Raw genomic sequence first — 23,871 nt, 5'->3', positions numbered from 1 at the left:
GGATGCAGGAGAAGTGCAATTTTTCCGTGCTTGGCGATCGCCACGGCAATTGCAGCGCAAGATTGCGATTGCCCGCTCCCCGCCTCTGGGCAACACTTGCGCCCTGCCGTGGAAAGGCCCTTGAACAGGCCATTGAAGGAGTTGCACCGTGAGGCTTGTCGATACCCTGCGTTTGTTGTCCCTGGCCGCGATCTGGGGTGCAAGTTTTCTGTTCATGCGCATCATCGCCCCGGTCATCGGCAGCATTCCCACCGCGTTCTTTCGCGTATCCATCGCCGCTGGCGGCCTGCTGGCGATTCTCGCGCTGATGCGCGTCAGCTGGAATTTCCAGGGCAAGTTCAAGACCGTGCTGCTGCTCGGCGTGATCAACTCCGGCATCCCCGCCACCATGTATTCGGTGGCGGCGCTGGTACTGCCGGCCGGCTATTCGGCGATCTTCAATGCCACCACGCCCTTGATGGGGGTGCTGATCGGCGGGCTGTTCTTCCACGAGAAACTGACCCCGCCGAAAGTCGCCGGGGTCTGCCTGGGCCTGCTCGGCGTGGGCATCCTGACCCGCGCCGGGCCGATGGCGTTCGATCTGGAACTGTTGCTGGGTGCCCTGGCCTGCCTGCTCGCCACCACCTGCTACGGTTTCGCCGGCTTCCTCGCGCGGCGCTGGCTGGACCAGGCCGGCGGCCTCGACAGTCGCCTGTCGGCCCTGGGCAGCATGCTCGGCGCCAGCCTGTTCCTGTTGCCGGTCTTCGCCTACAGCGCCCTCACGCAACCGCCCGCCAGCTGGGGCGGCTGGAATGTCTGGCTGTCGCTGCTGGGCCTGGGGCTGGCCTGCACCGCCTTTGCCTACATCCTGTATTTCCGCCTGCTGAGTTCGATCGGCCCGGTCAAGTCCATGACGGTGACTTTCATGATCCCGCCGTTCGGCGTGTTGTGGGGGGCATTGCTGCTGGACGAACCGCTGTCCATGGCCCACCTGTATGGCGGCGTGCTGATCGCCGCGGCCTTGTGGCTGGTGCTCAAGCCCGGCCCGCGACCAGTGCCAGGCGCAGAACCGGCCAAACCTTGACCGGCGTTCGTTCATTCAACCCAGCGAGTTGCGCCGAAACACCGCGCACTCGCTGCCGGCCCTGACGCTTCATTAACTCGAACAATAGAAACAGCTATCAAAGGCTGTACTTTCACGCACGCCAAATACAGCCAAAATCAAATAACGATAAAAACCCGCTTAAATAAACCCACACTATCCCGCCAACTAACAACACTCACTTCCTGCCGGAAAGTTCCACTTTCCGCTCGCACCCGATTTCTCCCCTGCGCCCTTCCCCCTCGACCAGAACTCGAAAAACTTAAGAAAAATCCTTAAAAAAATCCCGCCCCAGACACTTCCTAGGCAAAGGCTGACCAACTAACTACAAGCAACAAAGATTAATACCCAGCAACAAACAGATAATTCTGAAAAGTTTCAAAAAAACTCCAGCCCTTCTTCCCTGCATATATTCCCGCCCACTTCTTCATTAAGTTACCCGACGTCTCAAACCGTCATGGACAACTTGAGCAGTGCATCTCCTATGAAGTCGCACTTTGCGTATCAACCCAGCACTTCATAGCGAACAACGCCTCTCGGCGCATCGCCATCGATAACGCGTTCGACGCCGTTTTTATCCCACGACCCACAGGCATCCTCCTGGAAAGAAAAACGATGACACGACATAACTTCAGCCCTACCGGTATCGCCATCGCCGTCGCCCTGGCATTGAGTTCCCTCAGCCCGGCCGCGTTGGCCGCCACGACGTGGACCGGCGACGCCCATTACTTTGTAAATGACAAGGATGGCAACCCCACCATTCGGGTCAACGACACCAACGCCTGGGAAAAAAGTGGCAACTGGAGCAATGGCGCGCCCTCCAGCACCGATGTAGTCAACATCGACCGCCCGTACTACGGCCGCCACGACGTCGCCCAGCTGGACAGTGCGCGCACGGTGGGTTCCTTGAACATCGGCACCCTGGCCAATGGCCTGGGACAACTGAATGTCGGCGGTGGCGGCAAGCTGACCGTAGGTGATGCCTTCACCCTGGGAACCGGGCAGAACACCACGGGCAAGGCCACCTTCAACGACGGCGCGACCCTGACTACCGGCGGCCCGTTGATCGTCGGCAACGGCGGCGACGGCACCCTGAACCTGAAGAACGGCTCCACTGGCCGCTCCCAGGGCGACACCCTGATCGGCGCCCAGCGCACCGGGACCGGCAAGCTCATCGTCGACAATTCGACACTGACCAGCGACAAGAACCTGGTGGTCGGCGGTGCCGGCAATGGCTCCCTGGAGATCAAGAATGGCGGCAAGGTCCAAAGCCAGGACAGCATCATCGCCAATGACCTGGGCAGTCATGGCAATACCACGGTCGATGGCGCCGGCAGCCTCTGGAAGACCCTCGGCGACATGATCGTGGGCCTCGGCGGGGATGGCGCGCTGAAACTCACCAATAGCGCCAAGGTCGAGACGGACGGCAACACCCTCCTCGGCTCGAAAAAAGGCTCGACAGGTTCCGTCAGCGTCGACAACAGCACCCTGACCACCGGCAAACTGCTGATCGTCGGCGGCGCCGGCGACGCAACCCTGGAGATCAAGAATCGCGGCCAGGTCACCAGCCATGACAGCATCATCGCCAACGACCTGGGCAGCAACGGCGACGTCAACATCGACGGTCCCGACAGCCTGTGGAAGACCCTCGGCGATATGTTCGTGGGCTATGGCGGCGACGGCTCGCTGAAACTGACCAATGGCGCCAAGGTCGAGACCGGTGGCCACACCGTGCTCGGCTCGAAAAAAGGCTCGACAGGTTCCGTCAGTGTCGACAACAGCACCCTGTCCACCGGCAAGTTGCTGGTCGTCGGCGATGCCGGCAACGGCACCCTGGAGATCAAGAATGGCGGCAAGGTCACCAGTCACGACAGCATCATCGCCAACGACCTGGGCAGCAACGGCGACGTCAGCATCGACGGTCCCGACAGCCTGTGGAAGACCCTCGGCGATATGTTCGTGGGCTATGGCGGCGACGGCTCGCTGAAGCTGACCAATGGCGCCAAGGTAGAGACCGGCGGCCACACCGTGCTCGGCAAGCACAAAGGCGCGAACGGTACCCTCAGCGTCGACGACAGCACCCTGACCACCGGCAAGCTGCTGGTCGTCGGCGATGCCGGCAACGGCACCCTGGAGATCAAGAATGGCGGCAAGGTCACCAGCCACGACAGCATCATCGCCAACGACCTGACCAGCCATGGCGACGTCAGCATCGACGGTCCCGACAGCCTGTGGAAGACCCTCGGCGATATGTTCGTGGGCTATGGCGGCGACGGCTCCCTGACGCTGACCAATGGCGCCGGGGTCGAGACCGGCGGCAGCACCGTGCTCGGCACCCTAAAGAACGCGAACGGCACCCTCAGCGTCGACGACAGCACCCTGTCCACCGGCAAGCTACTGATCGTCGGCGGTGCCGGTAACGGCTCCATGGAGATCAAGAATGGCGGCAAGGTCAGCAGCCATGACAGCATCGTCGCCAACGACCAGGACAGCCAGGGCGACGTCAGCGTCGATGGCACCGGCAGCCTGTGGAAGACCCTGGGCGACCTGTTCGTGGGCTACGGCGGCGACGGCTCGCTGAAACTGACCAATGGCGCCAAGGTCGAGACCGGCGGCAACACCGTGCTCGGCGCCCTCAAGAAATCGAAAGGCACCCTCAGCGTCGACAACAGCACCCTGTCCACCGACAAGCTGCTGGTCGTCGGCGCCGCCGGCGACGGGACCCTGGAAATCAAGAATGGCGGCAAGGTCACCAGCCACGACAGCATCATCGCCAACGACCAGGGCTCCAGCGGCAGCGCCAGCGTCAGCGGCGCGGGCAGCCTGTGGCAGGTTCTCGGCGGCATGACGCTGGGCCAGGGCGGCACCGCCAGCCTGCTCCTGACCGACCAGGGCACGCTCAACATCGGCGACGGCAAAGGTACGTTGCGCATCGCCGAGGACACCCAGTCCAGCGGCACGCTCTATGTGGGATCGGACAGCGACAACGCCGCCGATGCCAAGACCGCGGGGCACCTGCAAGCGCAGCGGATAATCTTCGGCAAGGGCCAGGGGCTGGTCCAGTTCAACCACAGCGACCGCGACTATCAGTTCGATGCCGGCTTCGAAGGCAAGGGCACGGTCAACCACATCGCCGGGCAGACCCAGTTCAACGGCGACTCCAGCCAGTTCACCGGCCGCCTGAACCTCAAGGGTGGCGATCTGTTGCTGAACAACAAACTGGCCGGCGAAATCCATGTCGAGCAGAACGCCAACCTGTATATCGGTGCCCACAACGGCACCGCGGGTGAAGTGCTCAGCGATATCGACAACAACGGTCGGGTAGCCTTCGATCGCAGCAACCAGTACCAGTACGACCATGTGATTTCCGGCACCGGCTCGGTGGAACAGCTCGGCACCGGCACCACCGTGCTCACCGGCGAGAACACCTACACCGGCGGCACGCGGATCAGCAACGGCACCCTGCAGTTGGGTGCCGGCGAGCATGGCGGCGACACCGGCTCGATCCTCGGCGACGTACAGATCGATGCCCCCGGCAGCCTGGTCTTCAACCGCGCCAACGGCTACCGCTTCGACGGCAGGCTGTCCGGCACCGGTTCTCTCTACAAGCGCGGCACCGGACGTACCGAACTGACCGCCGACAGCTCGACCTTTACCGGCAAGACCCAGGTCGAGAGCGGCATCCTGGCGGTCAACGGCAAACTCGGCGGCACCCTCGACGTGTATGACAGCGCGACCCTGGCGGGTAACGGCCAGGTCGGCGACGTCACCCTGCACCGCGGCGCCACCATCGCCCCCGGCAACTCGATCGGCACCCTCACCGTGGCCGGCGACCTGAACCAGCACAGCGGCTCGACCTTCCAGGCCGAACTGCTGAGCACCGGCGCCAACGACCGCTTGATCGTCAAGGGCCAGGCAAACCTCGAGGACGGCAGCATCATCGACGCCCACAAACTCGACAATGCCCGCTACCAGCTGGATCGGCGCTACTGGGTACTGTCGGCCGACCAGGGCCTGAACGGGCGCTACCAGTTGACCGGCGATACCGAGGTATCGACCTTCTACAACCTGGTGGACAACTACGACAGCCACAACGCCTATCTGGATGTGCAGCAGACGCGCCTGTTCCAGGAAGCGGCCTACACCCCGAACCAGTACGCCACGGCCACAGCCGCGCAAAGCCTGAAAGGCGCAGCGGTACCGGCCCTGACGCCGCCGGTCCACAACAAGCTGTTCGAGGCCATCGCCTACCTGCCCGACGACGAGCAGGCCCGCGACGCCTTCGACCAACTGTCCGGGGAGTTCCACGCCTCGGCGCGCACGGCGCTGATCCAGGACAGCCGCCTGGTGCGCGACGCCGCCAACAGCCGCCTGCGGGCAAGCGCTTCGAGCCAGGAAGCCAAGGCCGCGGACAACGGGCCAAGCACCTGGATCACCACCCTGGGCAACTGGAGCCAGATCAAGGGCGACACCAACGCCAGCAGACTGCGTAGCGACACCAAGGGCCTGCTGGCCGGGGTCGATACCGCCGTCGGCGACGACAGCCGTCTCGGGGTCATGGCCGGCTACAGCCGCAGCGAACTCAAGACCTCGTCCCGGGATTCGTCGAGCGACAACGACAACATCCACCTGGGGCTCTATGGCGGGACGGCGCTCGGCTCGATCGATGTGCGTGGCGGCATGGCGTACACCTGGAGCCGGATCGACGCCAAGCGTTCGGTGAACTTCGCCGGCTACGGCGACCACCTCAAGTCCAGCTACGACGCCAACACCCTGCAAGCCTTCGGCGAACTGGGACGACGCTTCCAGCTGAGCCCTGCGGTGCAGCTGGAACCCTTCGCCAACCTGGCCTATGTGCAGGTCAAGAGCGATGGCTTCAAGGAACGTGGCGGCCCCGCGGCCCTGCGGGCCAAGCGCGGTTCGGACGAGCAGACCAGCACCACCCTCGGCTTGCGCGCCAGCGCCGACAAGCAACTGGAGAACGGCAAGCAATTGACCGTCTTCGCCAGTGCCGGCTGGAAGCACGCCCTGGACAGCGACACGCCGTCCAACACCTATCGTTTCGACGGTAGCGACGCATTCCGCGTCGAGGGCGTGGCGTTGTCGCGCAACAGCGCGGTGATCGAGGCCGGCGTACAGGCCCGCATCACCCGCGAGCTGAGCCTGGGTGCCGGCTACAGCGGGCAGATCGGCGACGGCACCAAGCAACACGGTGTCTTGCTGAACGCCAGCTACCGCTTCTGACCCTCCTCCCGGCGACGGCGCGGCGCTCTGGCCGTGCCCGAACCGGGATCGACCGGCCGGCAACTACAGTTGTCGGCGGGTCTCTTTTTGCGGCATCCGCCGATCTTTCCCTACCAGCCCTGCTCGCCGAATTCACCGTCCACCAGCCGGCGAATGCCCAGTGGGTTGGCGTTCTGCAAGGCTTCGGGCAACAAGGCGTCCGGGTAGTTCTGGAAACACACCGGCCGCAGGAAACGCTCGATGGCCAGGGTGCCCACCGAGGTGCCCCGCGCATCGGAGGTCGCCGGATACGGCCCGCCGTGCACCATGGCGTCGCACACCTCGACCCCGGTCGGATACCCATTGAGCAGGATGCGGCCGACCTTCTCCTGCAACAGTTCGCCCAGCCAGCGGTACTCCAGCAGCTCCTGCGCCTCGCCAATCAGGGTCGCGGTCAGTTGCCCGCGCAAGGCTTGCACGGCCGCCCGGAGCTGGGCCTGGTCCTCGACTTCGATCACCAGGGTGGCCGGGCCGAACACTTCTTCCTGCAGCAACGGATCGCCGGCCAGCAGCAGGCCCACATTGGCCTGGAACACCTGCGGCTGCGCCTGGTCGCCCTGCTGGGGCTCGCCGGCCAGGTGGTGCACCTGCGGATGCGCGTGCAGCTCGGCCAGGCCCCGCTGGTAGCTGTGCAGCGTGCCGGTGTTGAGCATGGTCTGCGGCCCTTGCCGGCTCATCTGCGCGCGGAATTGCTGGAGGAAGGCGCTGAATTCGGGCGAGCGCTGGCCGATGATCAGGCCCGGATTGGTACAGAACTGACCGCAGCCCAGGGTCACCGAACCGCTGAGTTCGGCGGCAATCTGCTCGCCGCGCACCTTGAGCGCCTCGGGCAGCAGGATGACCGGATTGATGCTCGACATTTCGGCGAAGACCGGGATCGGCTGTGGCCGGCTCGCCGCCATCCGGCCCAGGGCATTGCCGCCCTTGAGCGAGCCGGTGAAACCCACGGCCTGGATCGCCGGGTGCCGGACCAGCCATTCGCCGACCCCGCCGCCATAGATCATGTTGAAGACCCCCGCCGGCATGCCGCTGCGCTCGACCGCGCGCAGGATCGCATCCGCCACCCATTCGGCGGTCGCCATGTGCCCGCTGTGGGCCTTGAACACCACCGGGCAACCGGCGGCCAGGGCCGACGCGGTATCGCCGCCCGCGGTGGAGAACGCCAGCGGGAAATTGCTCGCGCCGAACACCGCCACCGGCCCCAGGCCGATGCGGTACTGGCGCAGGTCCGGGCGTGGCAGTGGCTGGCGCTGCGGCAAGGCGCGGTCGATCCGCGCGCCATAAAAGTCGCCGCGGCGCAGTAGCTGGGCGAACAGCCGCAACTGGCCGCTGGTGCGGGCGCGCTCGCCCTGGATGCGCGCGGCCGGCAGCGCGGTTTCGCGGCACACGGTGACGATGAAATCCTCGCCCAGGGCATCCAGCTCGTCGGCGATCGCCTCGAGGAAGGACGCCCGCCGCCGGGCGCTGACATTGCGGTAGTGCGGATAGGCCGCGGCCGCGGCGTTGGCGGCCGCGGCCACTTCGGCTTCGGTGGCCTGGAAGAAAGTGCCGGGCAGCGCCTGCCCGCTGCTGGCGTCCAGGCTGTACAGCCGTTCGCTGCCCTCGGCGCTGCGCCGGTCACCGATGTAGTTGTGTCCCAATATCGTGGTCATGACGGATTCCTTGGCCGGCCGTTACGCCGGCGAGTGAAGACTCAAAGCGCGCGCACCTGGCCGATGTCCAGCGGCCGGGGGCTCTCGCCGATGCCGTTCTCCAGGGGCGCGCCGAAGGCGTCGAGGCTGATCTGGAAGCGATCGCCGGGATGGGCTTTCACCCCGTCGGCGAAGGACAGGGTGGCAGTGCCGAAGTAGTGCACATGCACGTCCCCCGGACGCAGGAACTGCGCGTACTTGAAGTGGTGGAACTCAAGGTTGGCCAGGCTGTGGCACATGTTGTCCTCGCCACTGAGGAACTCCTTCTCCCAGAGGATCTGGCCGTCGCGCAGGATGCGGCTGCGGCCCACCAGGTTGCGCGGCAGCTCGCCGACCCGCAGTTCTGGGCCGTAGGCGCAGAAGCGCAACTTGGAATGCGCCAGGTACAGGTAATTGCGCCGTTCCATCACATGGTCGGAGAACTCGTTGCCCAGGGCATAACCGAGGCGGTACGGCTGGCCGTCGTCACCGATCACATACAACCCGGTCAGCTCCGGCTCCTCGCCGGCGTCTTCGGCGAACGGTGGCACCGGGAAGTCGGCACCCGGACGCACGACGATGCTGCCGTCGCCCTTGTAGAACCATTCCGGCTGGGCGCCGACCTGCCCCGCCGCCGGCTTGCCGCCCTCCAGGCCCCACTTGAAGATGCGCATGGTGTCGGTCATGCCGGCTTCGGCCTCGGCCTGATTCGGCTGCTGGTGCATCTTGTCCCGGGTCGAGGCACTGCCCAGGTGGGTCAGGCCGGTGCCGCTGATCAGGCAATGCGCCGGGTCTTCGTGGTCCAGCGGCGGCAGCACCTGGCCGTTGCGCAGCAGCGCGGCATAGTCCGGGCCGGGCTCGCTGCCACGACGGCCGATTTCATCGCGCAGGCTGTGCTGGCAGCGGATCGCCGCCAGGGCCAGTTCGCGGGTGCTGCGGCTGTCGCGCACCACCTGGACCCGGTCGCCATCGACGATACCGACCTGGCGTTGCCCCTGGGCATTTTCAAATTGAATCAGGCGCATGAGTGGCCTCCTGGAATCGAAAGGGTCGGCGCGGCCCTGGTGGCGCCGCGCCGCGGATCGCGAGCGTCATTCGATGATGTTGAATTCGCTCAGGTACTCGCTGGAGAGTTCCAGGCCCAGGCCCGGCTGGTGATCGTCGAGCTGGATATAACCATTGACCGGTTGCGGCTCGCCCTTGAACACGTAATAGAACAGCTCGTTGCCGACCTCGACGTCGAACACCGGGAAGAACTCGGCCATCGGCGAAGCGGTGCTGGACATCGTCAGGTGGTAGTTGTGCATCTGCCCGGCGTGGGGGATCACCGGCACCGACCAGGCCTCGGCCATGGCGTTGATCTTGCGCGCCGCGGTGATACCGCCGACGCGGTTGGTGTCGTACTGGATCACGTCGACGGCGCGACGTTCCAGCAGGTCCTTGAAGCCATAGGAGGTGAACTCATGCTCGCCGCCGGAGATCGGCATGATCCCCATCTTCTTCAGCTCGACGTATCCCTCGATGTCGTCGGCGATCACCGGTTCTTCCAGCCAGCGCGGCTCGAACTCGGCCAGCCTGGGCAACATGCGCCGTGCATATTCCAGGGTCCAGCCCATGTAGCACTCGAGCATGATGTCGACATCCGGGCCGGCCAGTTCGCGCAGCGCGCGCACCTGCTCGATGTTGCGGCGCATGCCCGCCGGGCCGTCTTTCGGGCCGTAGCCGAAGCGCATCTTCAGCGCGTTGAACCCCTGGTTGAGGTAACCCTGGGCCTCCTCGAGAAACAGGTCGAGGTTGTCGTTGGCGTAGAGCTTGGAGGCATAGGTCCAGATCTTCTCCTTGGTGCGCCCGCCCAGCAGCTTGAACACCGGCTTGTTCACCGCCTTGCCCATGATGTCCCAGATGGCGATGTCGATCGCCGAGATCGCCGCCATGCCGATGCCCTTGCGGCCCCAGGCGTGGCTCTGGCGGTACATCTTCTGCCAGATGTATTCGTTGTCGAACGGGTCTTCGCCGATGGCGATCGGGGCCAGGTAGGTGTCGATGATCTCCTTGGCCACCCGTGGCGCCAAGGCGCAGTTGCCGAGACCCACCAGGCCGTTGTCGGTCTCGACCTCCACCACCAGCCAGCCGTGGAAACGGAACGAGCCCATGGCATCGCCACGCTCGAACAGGATGTCGCTGGCATTGGTGCAGAAGTGCGCCTGGGGTGGCACGACTTTGCCTTTCCACTCGAAGACGCGGGTACGGATCGCTTTGATTTTCATGAATAGAAGTTCCTTGCTAATGCGCTGCTGGGGTAATCAGCCGACCTGGAGTGGCGTCAGTTGAGAGGGAGAAGCCGGGGTCTGCGGGCTGCCGTGCAAACGGGACAGCAGGACCGCGCCGACGAGGCCGACCAGGGCCAGGGCGAACATGCCGGCCCGGGGATCGGCGAACTGGGTTTCCATCAGGGTCTTCAGGTTCGGCGCGACGAAGCCGCCGAGGTTGCCGATGGAGTTGATCAGGGCAATGCCACCGGCCGCCGCCGCGCCACTGAGGTAGTGAGTGGGAATGGTCCAGAACAGCGGCTGCACGGCGACGAAACCGGCCGCGGCGAAGCAGAACGCCAACACCACCACGAACATGCCGCTGCCCATGGCCGAGGCCGCGATGCCCAGGGCGGCCATGGTCAGCATGGCCACCGCCAGGCGCCGGTGCTGGCCGCTGCGGTCGGCGTAGCGGGTGACCAGGCGCGTCACCACCAGGGCACAGATCCAGGGGATCGCGGTAATCAGGCCGACGCTCAGGCCGACATGGCCGTCGAGCAGGCCGGCGATGCGGGTCGGCAGGTAGAACACCACGCCGTACACACTCATCTGGATGGTGAAGTAGGCCAGGCAGAACTGCAGGACCCGCGGGTTGCGCAAGGCACTGAGGAAACCATGGGGGCTGCTGCCCTGCTTGCGCGCGTCCTCTTCGGCGAGGACGGCTTGCAGCGCCTGCTTCTGCTCGGCGCTGAGCCAGCGGGCATGGGCCGGGCGGTCCACCAGGTAGAACCAGGCGGCGATGCCGACCACCGAGGCCATCAACCCCTCGACCACGAACAGCCATTGCCAGTTGCGCAGGCCGAACACGCCATGGAACTCCAGCAGCCAGCCCGACAGCGGGCTGCCCAGCACCAGCGCCAGGGGCAGGCCGAAATAGAACAGGCCCAGGGCCTGGCCACGGCTCTGCGCCGGGAACCAGTAAGTGAGGTAGAGAATGATCCCCGGGAAGAACCCGGCTTCGGCCACGCCGAGCAAGAAGCGCAGCAGGTAGAAGGTCTCGGCGTCGTGGGCGAACATCATCGCCGCCGACACCAGGCCCCAGGTGACCATGATCCGGCACAGCCAGGCCCGCGCGCCGAGGCGGTGCAGCATGTAGTTGCTCGGCACTTCGAAGAAGGCGTAGCCGATGAAGAAAATGCTCGCGCCGAAGGCAAACGCCGCGTCGCCCAGCCCGGTATCGGCCTGCAGCGCCGCCTTGGCGAAGCCGACGTTGGAACGGTCGATGAAGGCCAGGATGTACATCAGGATCAGGAAGGGCAGCAGGCGCAGCCGGCTTTTGGCAATCGCACTGGACAGCGCCAGGGCGGAATCCGAACGGGTCATAGGTGTGTTCCTTGATGCCGGTATGTGCCTTGCGGAAGAGACAAGGCGGGCTTTTTGTCGTTGTGTGTCGAAGGCCCGGTGCCACTCGGGTGGCGGTCATTCGATGGCGCGACTGTAGCCAGCGCAGAGGGGGCGCGGATAATCACTTATGCGTATCCGGCGATAACCTGGGGTGATTGCTAGAAGCGCTTTATGCGCAGGTCGGGTTATCAGCGCCGGAAAAAAAGCAGGAGCGGCCTGTTCGCGACAAGGGCCTGGCAGTCACCTGCGGGGTGTCTGCGCGGTCCTTGTCGCGAGCAAGCTCGCTCCTGCTGTTAAGGGATAGGTGGGTTCAGGGATAGCTGGGTTCAGCGAGACGCGGCTCAGTAGCGGTGGCTGCCCATGCGGCAGGCGATCTCGAACGCCTGGCGGATCGCCCCGACGTTGGCCTTGCCCTGCCCGGCGATGTCGAAGGCGGTGCCGTGGGCCGGGGTGGTGATGGGGATCGGCAGGCCGCCCTGGACCGTGACGCCGCGGGAGAACCCCATGAGCTTGATCGCGATCTGCCCCTGGTCGTGGTACATGGTCACCACCGCATCGAAGGCACTGGCATCGCCCTGCACCTTGAGGAAGATGGTGTCGCCCGGATACGGCCCCTCGGCCGCGATCCCCAGGGCCCGGGCGCTGGCCACCGCCGGGCCGATGATGTCCAGCTCCTCGCGGCCGAACGAACCGTTGTCGCCATTGTGCGGGTTGAGCCCGCACACGCCGATTCGCGGTTGCGCCAGGCCGCTGCGCTTGAGCGCGCTGTCGATCAGCTGGATAGCCTCCACCACGCGCGCCTGGCTGAGCAGGCCCGGCACATCCGCCAGGGCCACATGGGAGGTCACCCGCGAGGTCCAGAGGTTGTCGAGCACGTTGAACTCGCAGAACGGCCCGTGGAAATCCAGCAGCTCGGCGAACCAGTGCAGTTCATCGTTATGGGCCATGCCGGCCATGTGCAGCGAGGTCTTGTTCAAGGGGCCGAACAACAACGCGTCGGTGGCTCCGCTTTCGGTCAGGCGCAACGCCAGTTCCAGGGTGTCGAGGCTGTAGCGCCCACCGATCGCACTGGCCTCGCCGCGAGGGAAGGCGCCCACGGCCTGGCCGCGAAAGTCGTAGAACAACGGCGTGTCGTCGACGAACTCCAGTTGTTCCAGGGAGGCCACCTGGCGGTAGGGGAAAGCCTGCCCGGCGAGGTCCATGCCGCGGCGCATCTCGGCCTCGTCGGCGATCAGGATCACCCGGGCCTGCTGGCGCACCTTGGCATCGCTCAACAAGCGGGCGATCAATTCCGGGCCGATGCCCGCGGGGTCGCCCAGGACCATGGCGATTTTGCTTTTGTTCATGCTTCACTCCTCACAGGTTCGGGCTGGATCGGGTCGCTGGCGCAAGGCTCGCAGCGGTAGAGGCGCAGGGCGTTGCCGTAGAACAGGCGCTGCTGATCGGCGCGCGGCAGATCGGCGACCATGTGCTTGAAACCGCTGTAGATGGTGTCGAACGATCCACAGAGGCTGTCCACCGGAAAGTTGCTGGCGAACATGGCCCGCTCGCTGCCGAACAGGGCGATGGTCTGCCGGACGATCCAGGCGTTGTCCTCCGCGCGCCAGGGCTTGCCGGCCTGCCCCAGGCCGGAAATCTTCACCCGCACGTTGGGCCATCCGGCCAGCCGCGCCATGGCCGCATGCCAGGCCCGCAGGCCGTGTTCGCTGCGGTCGCTGGGCAAGCCGGTGTGGTTGAGGATCAGGGTGATCCCGGGAAAGTCGCGGGCCAGGCGTTCGGCCTCCGGCAGGTTCCACCAGGGCGTCTGCAAGTCGAAGTGCAACCCCAGGCCTTGCAGTTCGGCGTAGCCGCGGCGCCAGCGCTCGTCGCTCATCAAGGTGCGGACCTGCCCCACTTGCCCGGGCGACAGCGGACCGCCGGGCTTGTGCCGCACGCTGCGCACACAGGCGAACGATGCCTGCTCGGCAAGCACCGCGCACGCGTCCGGATGGTCGAGCCAGGCCTGCGCCACCACCGCGTTGGGCACGCCGTAGCGGGCGGCCAGTTGTTCGATGAAGCGGGTTTCGCCAATCGGATCGCTGGGCTCCCATTCGGTTTCCACATACACCGTGCGCACCACCCGGTGCGGGCCGGCGTCGGCGAAATAGTCCTCGGGAAAATAACGGCGCTTGAGCGCGCTGTAGTCGCCGTAGCGAAAGTCGATGCGGGCCTGCGGCCGCAGCCACGGATGGGGGTTGTTCTGCGGGTCCCAGAAGTGATGATGGGCGTCGACTATCGGTCCGTCCCATAGCGCCCGAACCTCACTCATGGGACACCTGCGCAGGGCCGTCGAGGCTGATCAGCAAGGTGGCCAGCACGAACAGCGCCGAGCACGCCGCGAAGAATCCCAGCACCGGGGCGAATCCGCCGGCCCATTGCAGGATCACCCCCACCAGGATCGGCACGGCAATGCCGCCGGTGCTGCCGGCCATATTCATCACCCCACCGATCAGGCCGACCCGCGCCGGGGCGGCAAGCAGGGCCGGGAAGCTCCAGTAGAGGCTGCCCCACATCAGGAAAAACGCGGTCAGGGCCAGCAGCGCCACCGCCGCGAAGGGATGGCTCAGGGTCGGCAGCAGCAGGAACGCCAACAGTGCGACCACCCCGGAAAACGCCAGCAGGCTCTTGACCGCCAGGCCACGGCCGACGCCCTTGCGGATCAAGCCGTCGCAGAGGAACCCACCGGTCAGCGACCCCAGGGCGCCGCAGATGAAAATCACGAAGGTGGCGGCGCCGATGCCCTTGATATCGAAGCCCCGCGCCTGGGCCAGGTAGCTCGGCCCCCAGGTCAGCAGCCCGAAATAGACCATGGCCCAGCTGCCGCGGCCGATCAGCAGGCCGCTCAGGGAGCGCGCGGCGATGCCCAGCCCCTTGACCGGCGCCCGTGCCGCCTCGGCGGCCGGCGTGGCGCGGCCGGCATCGATCTGCGCGAGTTCGGCGGCATTGACCTGCGGATGGCGGGCCGGATCGTCCCGCAGGTAGCGGTAGGCCACCCAGGCCAGCAGCAGGGTCGCCACGCCGGCAATCACGAACGCCAGCCGCCAGGAATCGAGCAGCGCGATCAGGTAGGCGATCAGCAACCCGCCGATGGCCACGCCCAGCGGGCTGCCGCTGTCCATCAGCACCGCGCCGCGACTGCGTTCGCCGGGCGCCAGCCACAGGGAAATCAGCTTGCCGCCGGACGGAAACAGTGGCGCCTCCGCCGCGCCCAGGGCCACCCGGGCGAACAGCAAGGACAGACCGCTCGTGGCGAAGGCCGCCAGCACCTGGAAAGTGCCCCACAGGCCGGTCGACCAGGCGATGACCCGGTGCGGGCCGAAACGGTCGATCAGCCAGCCACCGGGAATCTGCAACAGCGCGTAGGCCCAGAAGAAGCTGCTGAGAATCAGCCCCTGCAGGCTCGGCGACAGGGCGAACTCATGGGCGATGGTCGGCATGGCGATGGACAGCGAGACCCGGTCGATCAGGTTGACCATGGTCAGGGCGAAGACGATCGCGAAGATCCGCCAGCGTACCGAGCTGGCCCGGAGCGTGGCGCCCGGGGTTGCGGGCGCCGCGTCGAGCGTCCCTTGGGGCAGGTGCAGGGAAGCACTGGAACGAGCCATGGTGCGTACCTCTTTTTCTTATTGTTGTGGTGGCGCGCCGTCACAGGCGCCGCTGAGCTGCACTATCGAAGGCCCAGCGATAACCGTCTAATCAAAACTTGGCATACGGCGATAGCCTGGGGGTATGGCAGCCTGTAGGCCCTGGTCCCTGGCTGCATGGGTCGGGGCGTTTGCGATAACCCCAGGCTATCGGTGTATGTTTTGTTTTGAGTAGACGCCAGGCCCGCAGCTTCCCACACTCGACCCAGGCTAGCGGCCCCGCCGCTGAACAAGCCACTCATAACAATTACAAGAAAGAGGCTCCCCATGCGGACAAGATTCGTTCGTCGCACCTCACGCCTGCTCCTGGGCTGCACCCTGCTCGGCGCCAGCACCCTGCCTGCCCTCGCCCACGCCTGGCAGCCCGACAAGAACGTCGAGATCGTCATCGCCGGCGGCCCCGGTGGCGGCACCGACCAGCTCGGCCGGCTGATCCAGTCGATCATCACCACCCACAAGCTGCTGGACGTCAACACCATCGTCCTCAACAAGGGCGGCGGCAACGGCGCCGAGGCCTTCCTCGACCTGAAGATGGCCAAGGGCGATGCCGAGAAACTGGTGATCGGCACCAACAACATCTACCTGCTGCCGCTGGTATCCAGGCTCGGTTACCAATGGCAGGAACTGACCCCGGTCGCCGCCCTCGCCGAGGACGACTTCATTCTCTGGAGCTACAAGGGCGCGCCCTGGAAAGACGCCAGGGGCTTTTACGACGCGGTGAAGAGCGACCCCTCGAAACTGCGCATGGGCGGCAGCCAGTCCAAGGACGTCGACCAGACCCTGACCCTGCTGCTGAACCGCAGCACCGGCGCCAAGCTGACCTACATTCCCTTCAAGAGCGGCAGCGAAGCGGCGACCCAATTGGCCGGCAAGCACATCGCCGCCAACCTCAACAATCCCGCCGAAAGCATCAGCCAATGGCGCGGCGACCAGGTCGAGCCGCTGTGCGTGTTCAGCCAACAGCGCATGCAATACACCGCCAAGGTCGCCGGCGACAAAGCCTGGGCCGATATCCCCACCTGCCACGAGCAGGGCCTGGGCATCGACCAGTACCGTTTCCCGCGCACCGTGTTCATGCCCGGCGAGGTCAGCGCCGAGCAGCGGGCGTTCTACGTCGAGCTGATGCGCAAGGTCACCCAGACTCCGGAGTTCAAGGCCTACGTGGCGCAGAACGCCCTGGTGCCGACCTTCCTCGAAGGCGAGTCGCTGACCGCCTATATCGAGCAAGACACTGCCCGCGTCACCCCGGTGTTCAAGGACGCCGGCTGGCTGCGCGACTGATCCGCCCGTTGCCGCGCGCCCTGTGCCGCAGGGCGTCCGGCGGCCACCTTCTGGAGGTGTTCGCATGTCCCGTTCCACGGATTCTTCAACGCTGCTCGGCACCCGCTGGGTCGAGCTGGGCCTGGCCCTGTTCACCGCGTCGCTAGGCGCGGTGGTGATGTTCGGCAGCGCCGAACAAGGCATCGGCTGGGGCGACACCGGCCCCGAGCCCGGCTACTTCCCCTTCTACATCGGCCTGTTGCTGAGCGTCGCCAGCCTGGCCAACGGCCTGTCGACCCTGCTGCGCTGGCACGCCCTGGACGTGGCGTTCGTCAGCCGCGCGGCCTTTGCCCAGGTGCTGTCGGTGTTCATGCCGATCGCCCTGTTCGTCGCCGCCATGCCCTTTACCGGGATCTACCTGGCCTCGGCGCTGTTCATCGCCTGGTTCATGTGGCGCGACCGGGTGCGCGCCAGGCCCTACGGCAAATGGATGATCGGCGGCGTGTCCCTCGGTGCGGTCACCGCCAGCTACCTGATCTTCGCCCTGTGGTTCAAGGTGCCGCTGGATGCCGGCCCGCCAGGCGACTGGTTGAGCCTGCTGGGGAGCCGCCTGAAATGAGCGAATTCGATTCCCTGCTGCAAGGCATGAACCTGATCCTCACCCCCGGGCATATCGGCCTGATGGTGGTCGGCGTGCTGCTGGGCATCCTGGTCGGCGTGCTGCCCGGCCTCGGCGCGCCCAACGGCGTGGCGCTGTTGCTGCCCCTGACCTTCACCATGGCCCCGGTGTCGGCGATCATCCTGCTCTCGTGCATGTACTGGGGGGCGTTGTTCGGCGGGTCGATCACCTCGATCCTGTTCAACATCCCGGGCGAGCCGTCATCGGTGGCCACCACCTTCGACGGCTATCCCATGGCCCGCGAAGGCCGCGCCGCCGAAGCCCTGACCGCGGCCTTCAGCTCGGCGCTGATCGGCGCCCTGTGCGGGGTGTTGCTGCTGACCTTCCTGTCCACGCGCATCGCCGAGTTCGCCATGTCCTTCAGTTCGCCGGAGTTCTTCGCGGTGTACCTGCTGGCGTTCTGCACCTTTATCGGCATGAGCAAGAACCCGCCGCTGAAAACCGTGGTGGCGATGATGATCGGCTTCGCCATGGCCGCGGTCGGCATGGACACCGTGTCCGGCAACCTGCGCCTGACCTTCGACCAGCCGCTGCTGATGACCGGGATCAGCTTCGAGGTGGCGGTGATCGGCCTGTTCGGCATCGGCGAAATCCTCTGCACCGTCGAGGAAGGCCTGGTGTTCCGCGGCGAGCGCGGGCGCATCACGCCGATGGTGATCCTGCGCACCTGGGCGCGGCTGCCGCGCTACTGGCTGACCATCGTGCGCAGCACCCTGGTGGGCTGCTGGATGGGCATCACCCCGGGCGGACCGACGGCCGCGTCGTTCATGAGCTACAGCCTGGCGCGGCGGTTCTCGAAGAACCGCGGCAACTTCGGCAAGGGCGAAGTCGAAGGGGTGATCGCCCCGGAAACCGCCGACCATGCCGCCGGCACCAGCGCCCTGTTGCCGATGCTGACCCTGGGCATTCCCGGCTCGGCCACGGCGGCGGTGATGCTCGGCGGCCTGATGATCTGGGGCCTGCACCCGGGGCCGACGCTGTTCGTCGAACAGCACGACTTTGTCTGGGGCCTGATCGCCAGCATGTACCTGGGCAACGTGGTCAGCCTGATCGTGGTCCTGGCCACCGTGCCGCTGTTCGCCTCGATCCTGCGGATCCCGTTCTCGATCATCGCGCCGATCATCATCATGATCTGCGCCATCGGTGCCTACTCGGTGCACAACGCCTTCTTCGACGTGGTGCTGATGCTCGGCTTCGGCGCCCTGGGCTATCTGTTCAAGAAGCTCGGCTACCCGATCGCCCCGCTGGTCCTGGCAGCGGTGCTGGGGGACAAGGCCGAAGACGCCTTCCGCCAGTCGATGCTGTTCTCCGACGGGCAACTGGGGATCTTCTGGTCCAACCCGCTGGCGGGCAGCCTGACCACCGCCGCCCTGGCGATGCTGTTCTGGCCCCTGCTCTCGCGCGGCGTGCGCAGCCTGTGGGGCTGGCGCGGCCGGCGCCCGGCAAAAACCAAGGCGGTGTCCTGAATGCGCAGCACTGGCAACGCCTGGCATTTATTGTCAGGCTTGCCGCTCCCCCCGCCGCGAGCACGCCCCATGACTCGAATTCCCGATGCCAACGTGATCCACAGCCGCCTGCGCCTGCGGCAACTGCGGTTGATGCTGGCCTTGCAGGAGTTCGGTTCGTTGCGCCGGGCCGCCGACCACATAGGAATGACCCAGCCGGCGGCGACCAAGATGCTGCACGAGGCCGAGGACCTGCTGGGGGTCGAGCTGTTCGAGCGCCTGCCCCGGGGCATGCGCCCGACACCCTTCGGCGAGACGGTGATCTATTACGCGCGCATGGTCTTCGCCGAGCTCAGCGGCATGCGCGAAGAACTGGTGGCGCTGGAGTCCGGCAACCTCGGGCGAGTCACGGTCGGGGCCATTCCGGCGCTGGCCTCGGGGCTGCTGACCCGCACCATCGCCACCTTGAAAAAAAGCCACCCGCGGCTGTCCATGAGCATCCAGGTCGACACCAGCGATGTGCTGGTCCAGGCCCTGCTGCAGGATCAGCTGGATATCGTGCTGGGGCGGATTCCCGCAGGCGCGCGGGCGGAAGAATTGTTGTTCGACAGCCTCGGGGAAGAGGCGCTGTGCGTGATCGCCGGGGCGCAGAATCCGTTGGCGCAGGCCACGCAGTTGAGCTGGGGGCAATTGCAGGACGAGACCTGGGTGTTGCAACAACATCCCAGCCCCATGCGTTCGATCATCAACCAGGTGTTCCACGACGCACGGGTGGACATTCCCAGCAGCATCGTCGAGACCACCTCGATCATGACCCTGCTGTCGCTGGTGCAGCAGACCGATATGATCGGGGTCACGCCGGTGTCGGTGGTCGAAGACTATCCGGGGCGCGACTTGCTGGCGGTGCTGCCCATCCACTTCGAGGCGCGGCTGCCACCCTTCGGCCTGATTACCCGCCGGCACCGCATCCAGTCATCGGCGATGCAGGCCTTCATGAATTCGGTGCGATCCGAGCAGCAGTTGTCCCAGGCCTGAACCGCTCGTCGCTGCCCCGCATCGGGATGCCGGGCAGCGCACGGCAGGCTTATGGCGACGTCAGGGTAATCAGGTAGGCACCCGATTCGACCCGCTTGCCCGCCTTGTCGACCAGGACATATTGCTGGTCGTAGTAGCGCCCCGCCGACCCGCTGTCCGCCACCAGCTTGACCTCGACCGCCGAGTGATCGAGCGCCGTCACCGTGCGCGAGGGGCCGACCGGGTTCACGTGGATTTCATTGCCCCGCGAAAGCGTCGGGCACTGGGAAAGGTTGAAGGTGATGCCGCGACCGGAAACATCGGGAACCGTGCTCGGTGTGCAAGGCTCCTCTTCGATGCTGCCGTGGAAATAGATCACTCCCTGAGCGGTTTGAGGGGCCGCGGTGCAGACGCCACTCAATCCGAGAAACACACCGATACTTGCCATCCACAATCTGGTGCCCATTTCCGACATCTCCTTAAGATCTAGAGAGTATGTCGTCAGCCTAGGACACTTCTTTAACTTTTAAGGTTTTTCTTATTGCCAAGAGCCTATAAAACGTTGTAGCGGAATGGAAAAGTAATAGCCATTAGCCATCAACTGTATCGACCCGTCGACACCAAACTTAAGGGCCGCCGCGTCTTTTGCCCGGCCATAAAAAAGCGCGGCCCCCGCGCCCTGCGGGAACCGCGCCCAGCCCTCATGAATCAGGCGCTTTTACGAAAGACGAACACCAGCCCGACGATGATCAGCAGCATGCCGAACAGGCTCAGCAGCGCCAGCCGGTTGCCGAACACCAGGTAATCCATCACCGCGGTCACCGCCGGCACCAGGTAGAACAGGCTGGTGACGTTGACCAGATTGCCGCGGGCGATCAGGCGGTACAGCAGCAGGGTCGCCAGCACCGAGACCACCAGCCCCATCCACAGCACCGGGACGATGAAGCCGACGCTGTGCTCGAAGTGGAATGGCTGGAACGGCACGAACAGCGTGCACAGCAACAACCCGGCCAGGTACTGCACCGGCAGGGTGCCCAGCGGGTTGTCGGTGATGCGCTTCTGCATGATCGACCCCAGGGTCATGCTCGCCAGGGCCAGCAGCCCGAAGAGCATCCCGGCCAGCGACATGCCGGCCAGGCCGATCCCCTGGTACACCACCATGATCAAGCCGGCCAGGCCCAGTGCGAGGCCGAACATCCGGCCCCAGGAACGCTGGCGCTCCATGATCACCACCGTGAGGATCGGTTGCACCCCCATGATGGTGGCCATGACCCCGGGCGTGACCTTCAGGTCCAGGGCCAGCAGGTAGAAGATCTGGTACATCCCCAGCAGCACCAGGCCGGTGGCCACCGCGAACAGCATCGGCTTGCGCCCACGGGGCAGGCGCAGCCTGAGCAGCGGCACCAGCAGCACCAGCCCGCACAGGGCGATAGCGAAACGGATCAGCAGGAAGGCAAAGGGCGAGGCATGCGCCAGCCCCCACTTGGAGAAGATCGCGCCACTGCTCCAGAGCAGGACGAACAGGCTCGTGGAAGCCGCCGCGAGCGCGGACTTTTTTGAAATGACCAACATGAATACCACCTGTAGTCAGGCAAATAGCCAACTCAGCCGAAGCTGAAATTCAGTAGTTTTTTCTGGCGGGTACAGGGAACAGCAGAGGTTGCTGATCAGCCCCGTACGACAACGCCTGGCGGCGATACGACGGCGCACACCGGCGTGCTACTGACAGGTGGGGGGGTAATGACTGATCTGCACAGGCTGCGGGTTCCCGCACGGCACGACGCCAGCGTTGACCGCCGAATCGACTACCGCGTTGATGAGGGAATGAGGCATGTACTGATCTTTCTGAAGGATAACGGCGAATCTTCTGATGCACCGGACGCCGACTATAACCAGCGCCCGATATCCATTGCAATGGCTTAGCCGAACAACCAGTAGCCCAGGGCGGTCAGGACCACTACCGCCAGCACCGGCCGCATGACGCGATAGAGCTTGGGATGGCGGCGCTTCCACTGCTTGACCACGCCACTGATGCGATCGCTGAAACGCTTGCTCCAGGCATAGGCCTGGTTGATGCCGCCGACGCGCTCGTCGTCGAGGTTCTGCGGCGCGGTGGCCCGCCCCAGCCAGCCGCTGATCCAGCGGTTGACGCGGGTCATCAGGCGGTTGCTCAGCGGCCGCTCGATATCGCAGAACAGGATCACGCGGGTCTGCTCGGTCTCGTTCTTCACCCAGTGCACGTAGGTTTCGTCGAACATCACGTCTTCACCGTCGCGCCAGGCGTAGACCTGGCCGTCGACGAAAATCCGGCAATCGTCGGAGTTCGGCGTGGACAGGCCCAGGTGATAGCGCAGGGAACCGGCGAACGGATCGCGGTGCGGGTTGAGGTGGCTGCCACCGGGCAGCAGGGCGAACATCGCGCCCTTGACGTTGGGAATGCGGCTGACCAGTTCAACGGTCCTGGGGCACAGCAATTCGGCCGACGGCAGCGGTTTGTCGTACCACTTGAGGTAGAAACGCTTCCAGCCCTTCTTGAAGAACGAACCGAAGCCGGCGTCGTTGTTCTTCTCGGCGGCACGGATATACCCCTCGTCGAACAGGTGCATGGCCTCGTCGCGGATGACCTGCCAGTTGTCCTTGAGCACATCCAGTTCGGGGAACTTGCTGCGGTCCAGGTAAGGCTTGGAAGGCACACCGGAAAACAGGTACATCAAGGCGTTATAAGGTGCGAACAGCGCCGAATGGTTGACGAACTGGCGCAGCACCGGCAGTCGCGCCTTGCCGCGCAGGTGCACGTAGAGCGTGCTGCCGATGAACAGCAACAACACCGCGAACTTGGCGGCAAACGAAAGGCTCATGCAACATCTCCTTGAAAAAATCGCCGGCGGGACAGCATTCATCCGGCATGGCAGCCGGCCATGATAAACACTCCCGGCCCCTGGAAAAACCCGCACTCATCAACAATCAGTGTTAACGGTCGTGCAATAAAACGCTGAATTAACACAAGGCGCCTGAACGCCGGCTGATACAGATCAGTACTTCGGCAATGCAGCCTGATCGCCGGGCGCGGCGTTCACTGCTGGTTCTCCTGTTCGCTGAACAGGTCGGCGAACAACATGCTCGACAGGTAACGCTCGCCCGAGTCCGGCAGGATCACGACAATGGTCTTGCCCTGCATCTCGGGGGTTTCCGCCAGGCGTACCGCCACTGCCATCGCCGCCCCGCAGGAGATGCCACAGAGGATCCCCTCCTCCTGCATCAGGCGCAGGGCCATGGCCTTGGACTCCTCGTCGCTGACCAGCTCCACCCGGTCGACCATCGACAGGTCGAGGTTGCTCGGCACGAAACCGGCGCCGATCCCCTGGATCTTGTGCGGGCTGGGCTTGATTTCCTCGCCGGCCAGTTTCTGGGTGATCACCGGCGAGGTGCTCGGCTCCACCGCCACCGACAGGATCGGCTTGCCCCGGGTCTTCTTGATATAGCGCGACACCCCGGTGATGGTGCCGCCGGTGCCGACGCCGGCCACCAGCACATCCACCGCGCCGTCGGTATCGTTCCAGATTTCCGGGCCGGTGGTCTTTTCGTGGATCGCCGGGTTGGCCGGGTTATCGAACTGTTGCGGCATGAAGTATTTTTCAGGGTCGCTGGCGAAGATTTCCGCGGCCTTCTCGATCGCCCCTTTCATGCCCTTGGCCGGCTCGGTCAGCACCAGTTCGGCGCCCAGGGCCTTGAGTACCTTGCGCCGCTCGATGCTCATCGAGGCCGGCATGGTCAGCAGCAACTTGTAGCCACGGGCCGCGGCGACGAACGCCAGGCCGATGCCGGTATTGCCCGAGGTGGGCTCGACTATGGTCATGCCCGGCTTGAGCTTGCCGCTGCTTTCGGCGTCCCAGATCATGTTCGCGCCGATCCGGCACTTCACCGAATACCCCGGGTTGCGTCCTTCGGTCTTGGCCAGGATGGTGACGCCGCGCGGCGCGATACGGTTGATCTGCACCAGCGGCGTATTGCCGATGGAGTGGGCGTTGTCAGCGAAGATGCGGCTCATGGCAAGCTCCTTGGCCAGCGTGGAAGGAAGTTCTCAAGGGTATGCCTCGCACCCA

Annotated in this window: 18 protein-coding genes; 7 read left to right on the top strand and 11 right to left on the bottom strand. The window is 65.1% G+C overall.

Annotation, left to right across the window (positions count from 1 at the left end; all coding sequences use genetic code 11):
• The first annotated feature begins 148 nt into the window (after positions 1-148).
• Both TO66_RS07590 and TO66_RS07585 read left to right on the top strand, forming a co-directional pair.
• The gene (locus tag TO66_RS07590) at positions 149-1,063 is read left to right on the top strand and encodes a DMT family transporter (RefSeq protein WP_044461757.1); all 915 of its coding nucleotides are present in this window, start codon (positions 149-151) and stop codon (positions 1,061-1,063) included.
• 633 nt (positions 1,064-1,696) lie between these two features.
• Positions 1,697-6,325, top strand: a complete 4,629-nt coding sequence (locus TO66_RS07585; protein WP_044461756.1) for an autotransporter domain-containing protein — start codon at positions 1,697-1,699, stop codon at positions 6,323-6,325.
• Positions 6,326-6,435: 110 nt separating this feature from the next.
• Here the strand turns inward: TO66_RS07585 and TO66_RS07580 are convergent, their stop codons facing one another.
• The 7 genes from TO66_RS07580 to TO66_RS07550 form a co-directional block, all read right to left on the bottom strand.
• Positions 6,436-8,016 carry an aldehyde dehydrogenase (NADP(+)) gene (locus TO66_RS07580; RefSeq protein ID WP_044461755.1) on the bottom strand — a complete coding sequence of 527 codons (1,581 nt, stop codon included), beginning with the start codon at positions 8,014-8,016 and terminating at the stop codon, positions 6,436-6,438.
• Between the two features lie 41 nt (positions 8,017-8,057).
• The gene (araD1, locus tag TO66_RS07575) at positions 8,058-9,059 is read right to left on the bottom strand and encodes an AraD1 family protein (protein ID WP_044461754.1); all 1,002 of its coding nucleotides are present in this window, start codon (positions 9,057-9,059) and stop codon (positions 8,058-8,060) included.
• 66 nt (positions 9,060-9,125) lie between these two features.
• The gene (locus tag TO66_RS07570; RefSeq protein WP_044461753.1) at positions 9,126-10,301 is read right to left on the bottom strand and encodes an L-rhamnonate dehydratase; all 1,176 of its coding nucleotides are present in this window, start codon (positions 10,299-10,301) and stop codon (positions 9,126-9,128) included.
• Between the two features lie 36 nt (positions 10,302-10,337).
• Complete coding sequence (locus TO66_RS07565; protein ID WP_044461752.1) at positions 10,338-11,666, bottom strand: MFS transporter; 1,329 nt, start codon at positions 11,664-11,666, stop codon at positions 10,338-10,340.
• A 362-nt stretch (positions 11,667-12,028) separates the two neighbouring features.
• Entirely contained in the window at positions 12,029-13,033 is a 1,005-nt protein-coding gene (locus TO66_RS07560; protein WP_044461751.1) for a 4-hydroxythreonine-4-phosphate dehydrogenase PdxA, read from the bottom strand.
• On the bottom strand, positions 13,030-13,995 hold the full coding sequence (locus TO66_RS07555; RefSeq protein WP_044461750.1) for an amidohydrolase: 966 nt from the start codon (positions 13,993-13,995) through the stop codon (positions 13,030-13,032). The genes TO66_RS07560 and TO66_RS07555 overlap by 4 nt, the downstream gene beginning before the upstream one ends.
• Positions 13,988-15,331: an MFS transporter gene (locus TO66_RS07550; protein ID WP_044461749.1), complete on the bottom strand. Its 1,344-nt coding sequence runs from the start codon at positions 15,329-15,331 to the stop codon at positions 13,988-13,990. The genes TO66_RS07555 and TO66_RS07550 overlap by 8 nt, the downstream gene beginning before the upstream one ends.
• Positions 15,332-15,637: 306 nt before the next feature.
• On the opposite strand from TO66_RS07550, the gene TO66_RS07545 reads away from it, so the two are divergent.
• The 4 genes from TO66_RS07545 to TO66_RS07530 all read left to right on the top strand — a co-directional run bounded on the left by TO66_RS07545 (position 15,638) and on the right by TO66_RS07530 (position 19,789).
• On the top strand, positions 15,638-16,651 hold the full coding sequence (locus TO66_RS07545; RefSeq protein WP_044461748.1) for a tripartite tricarboxylate transporter substrate binding protein: 1,014 nt from the start codon (positions 15,638-15,640) through the stop codon (positions 16,649-16,651).
• A gap of 64 nt (positions 16,652-16,715) precedes the next feature.
• Positions 16,716-17,249 (top strand): tripartite tricarboxylate transporter TctB family protein, encoded by a 534-nt coding sequence (locus TO66_RS07540; protein WP_044461747.1) that lies wholly within the window; start codon positions 16,716-16,718, stop codon positions 17,247-17,249.
• A complete protein-coding gene (locus TO66_RS07535; RefSeq protein WP_044461746.1) occupies positions 17,246-18,775 on the top strand; it encodes a tripartite tricarboxylate transporter permease in 1,530 nt (509 codons plus the stop codon). The genes TO66_RS07540 and TO66_RS07535 overlap by 4 nt, the downstream gene beginning before the upstream one ends.
• Before the next feature lie 69 nt (positions 18,776-18,844).
• On the top strand, positions 18,845-19,789 hold the full coding sequence (locus TO66_RS07530; protein WP_044461745.1) for a LysR family transcriptional regulator: 945 nt from the start codon (positions 18,845-18,847) through the stop codon (positions 19,787-19,789).
• Between the two features lie 49 nt (positions 19,790-19,838).
• Here TO66_RS07530 and TO66_RS07525 read toward each other — a convergent pair whose 3' ends face one another.
• Entirely contained in the window at positions 19,839-20,234 is a 396-nt protein-coding gene (locus TO66_RS07525; protein ID WP_044461744.1) for a hypothetical protein, read from the bottom strand.
• Between the two features lie 242 nt (positions 20,235-20,476).
• On the bottom strand, positions 20,477-21,340 hold the full coding sequence (locus TO66_RS07520) for a DMT family transporter (protein WP_044461743.1): 864 nt from the start codon (positions 21,338-21,340) through the stop codon (positions 20,477-20,479).
• 168 nt (positions 21,341-21,508) lie between these two features.
• On the opposite strand from TO66_RS07520, the gene TO66_RS07515 reads away from it, so the two are divergent.
• Positions 21,509-21,691 (top strand): hypothetical protein, encoded by a 183-nt coding sequence (locus TO66_RS07515; protein WP_044461742.1) that lies wholly within the window; start codon positions 21,509-21,511, stop codon positions 21,689-21,691.
• On the opposite strand, the gene TO66_RS07510 is transcribed toward TO66_RS07515, so the two are convergent.
• Positions 21,688-22,626: an aspartyl/asparaginyl beta-hydroxylase domain-containing protein gene (locus tag TO66_RS07510; protein ID WP_044461741.1), complete on the bottom strand. Its 939-nt coding sequence runs from the start codon at positions 22,624-22,626 to the stop codon at positions 21,688-21,690. The genes TO66_RS07515 and TO66_RS07510 overlap by 4 nt on opposite strands.
• 215 nt (positions 22,627-22,841) lie before the next feature.
• Positions 22,842-23,816: a cysteine synthase A gene (gene cysK, locus TO66_RS07505; RefSeq protein WP_044461740.1), complete on the bottom strand. Its 975-nt coding sequence runs from the start codon at positions 23,814-23,816 to the stop codon at positions 22,842-22,844.
• Positions 23,817-23,871 lie beyond the last annotated feature (55 nt).

Origin of the sequence: Pseudomonas sp. MRSN 12121, assembly GCF_000931465.1 — a bacterium.
Classification (GTDB): domain Bacteria; phylum Pseudomonadota; class Gammaproteobacteria; order Pseudomonadales; family Pseudomonadaceae; genus Aquipseudomonas.
This window is presented reverse-complemented; position numbering and strand designations above follow the sequence as displayed.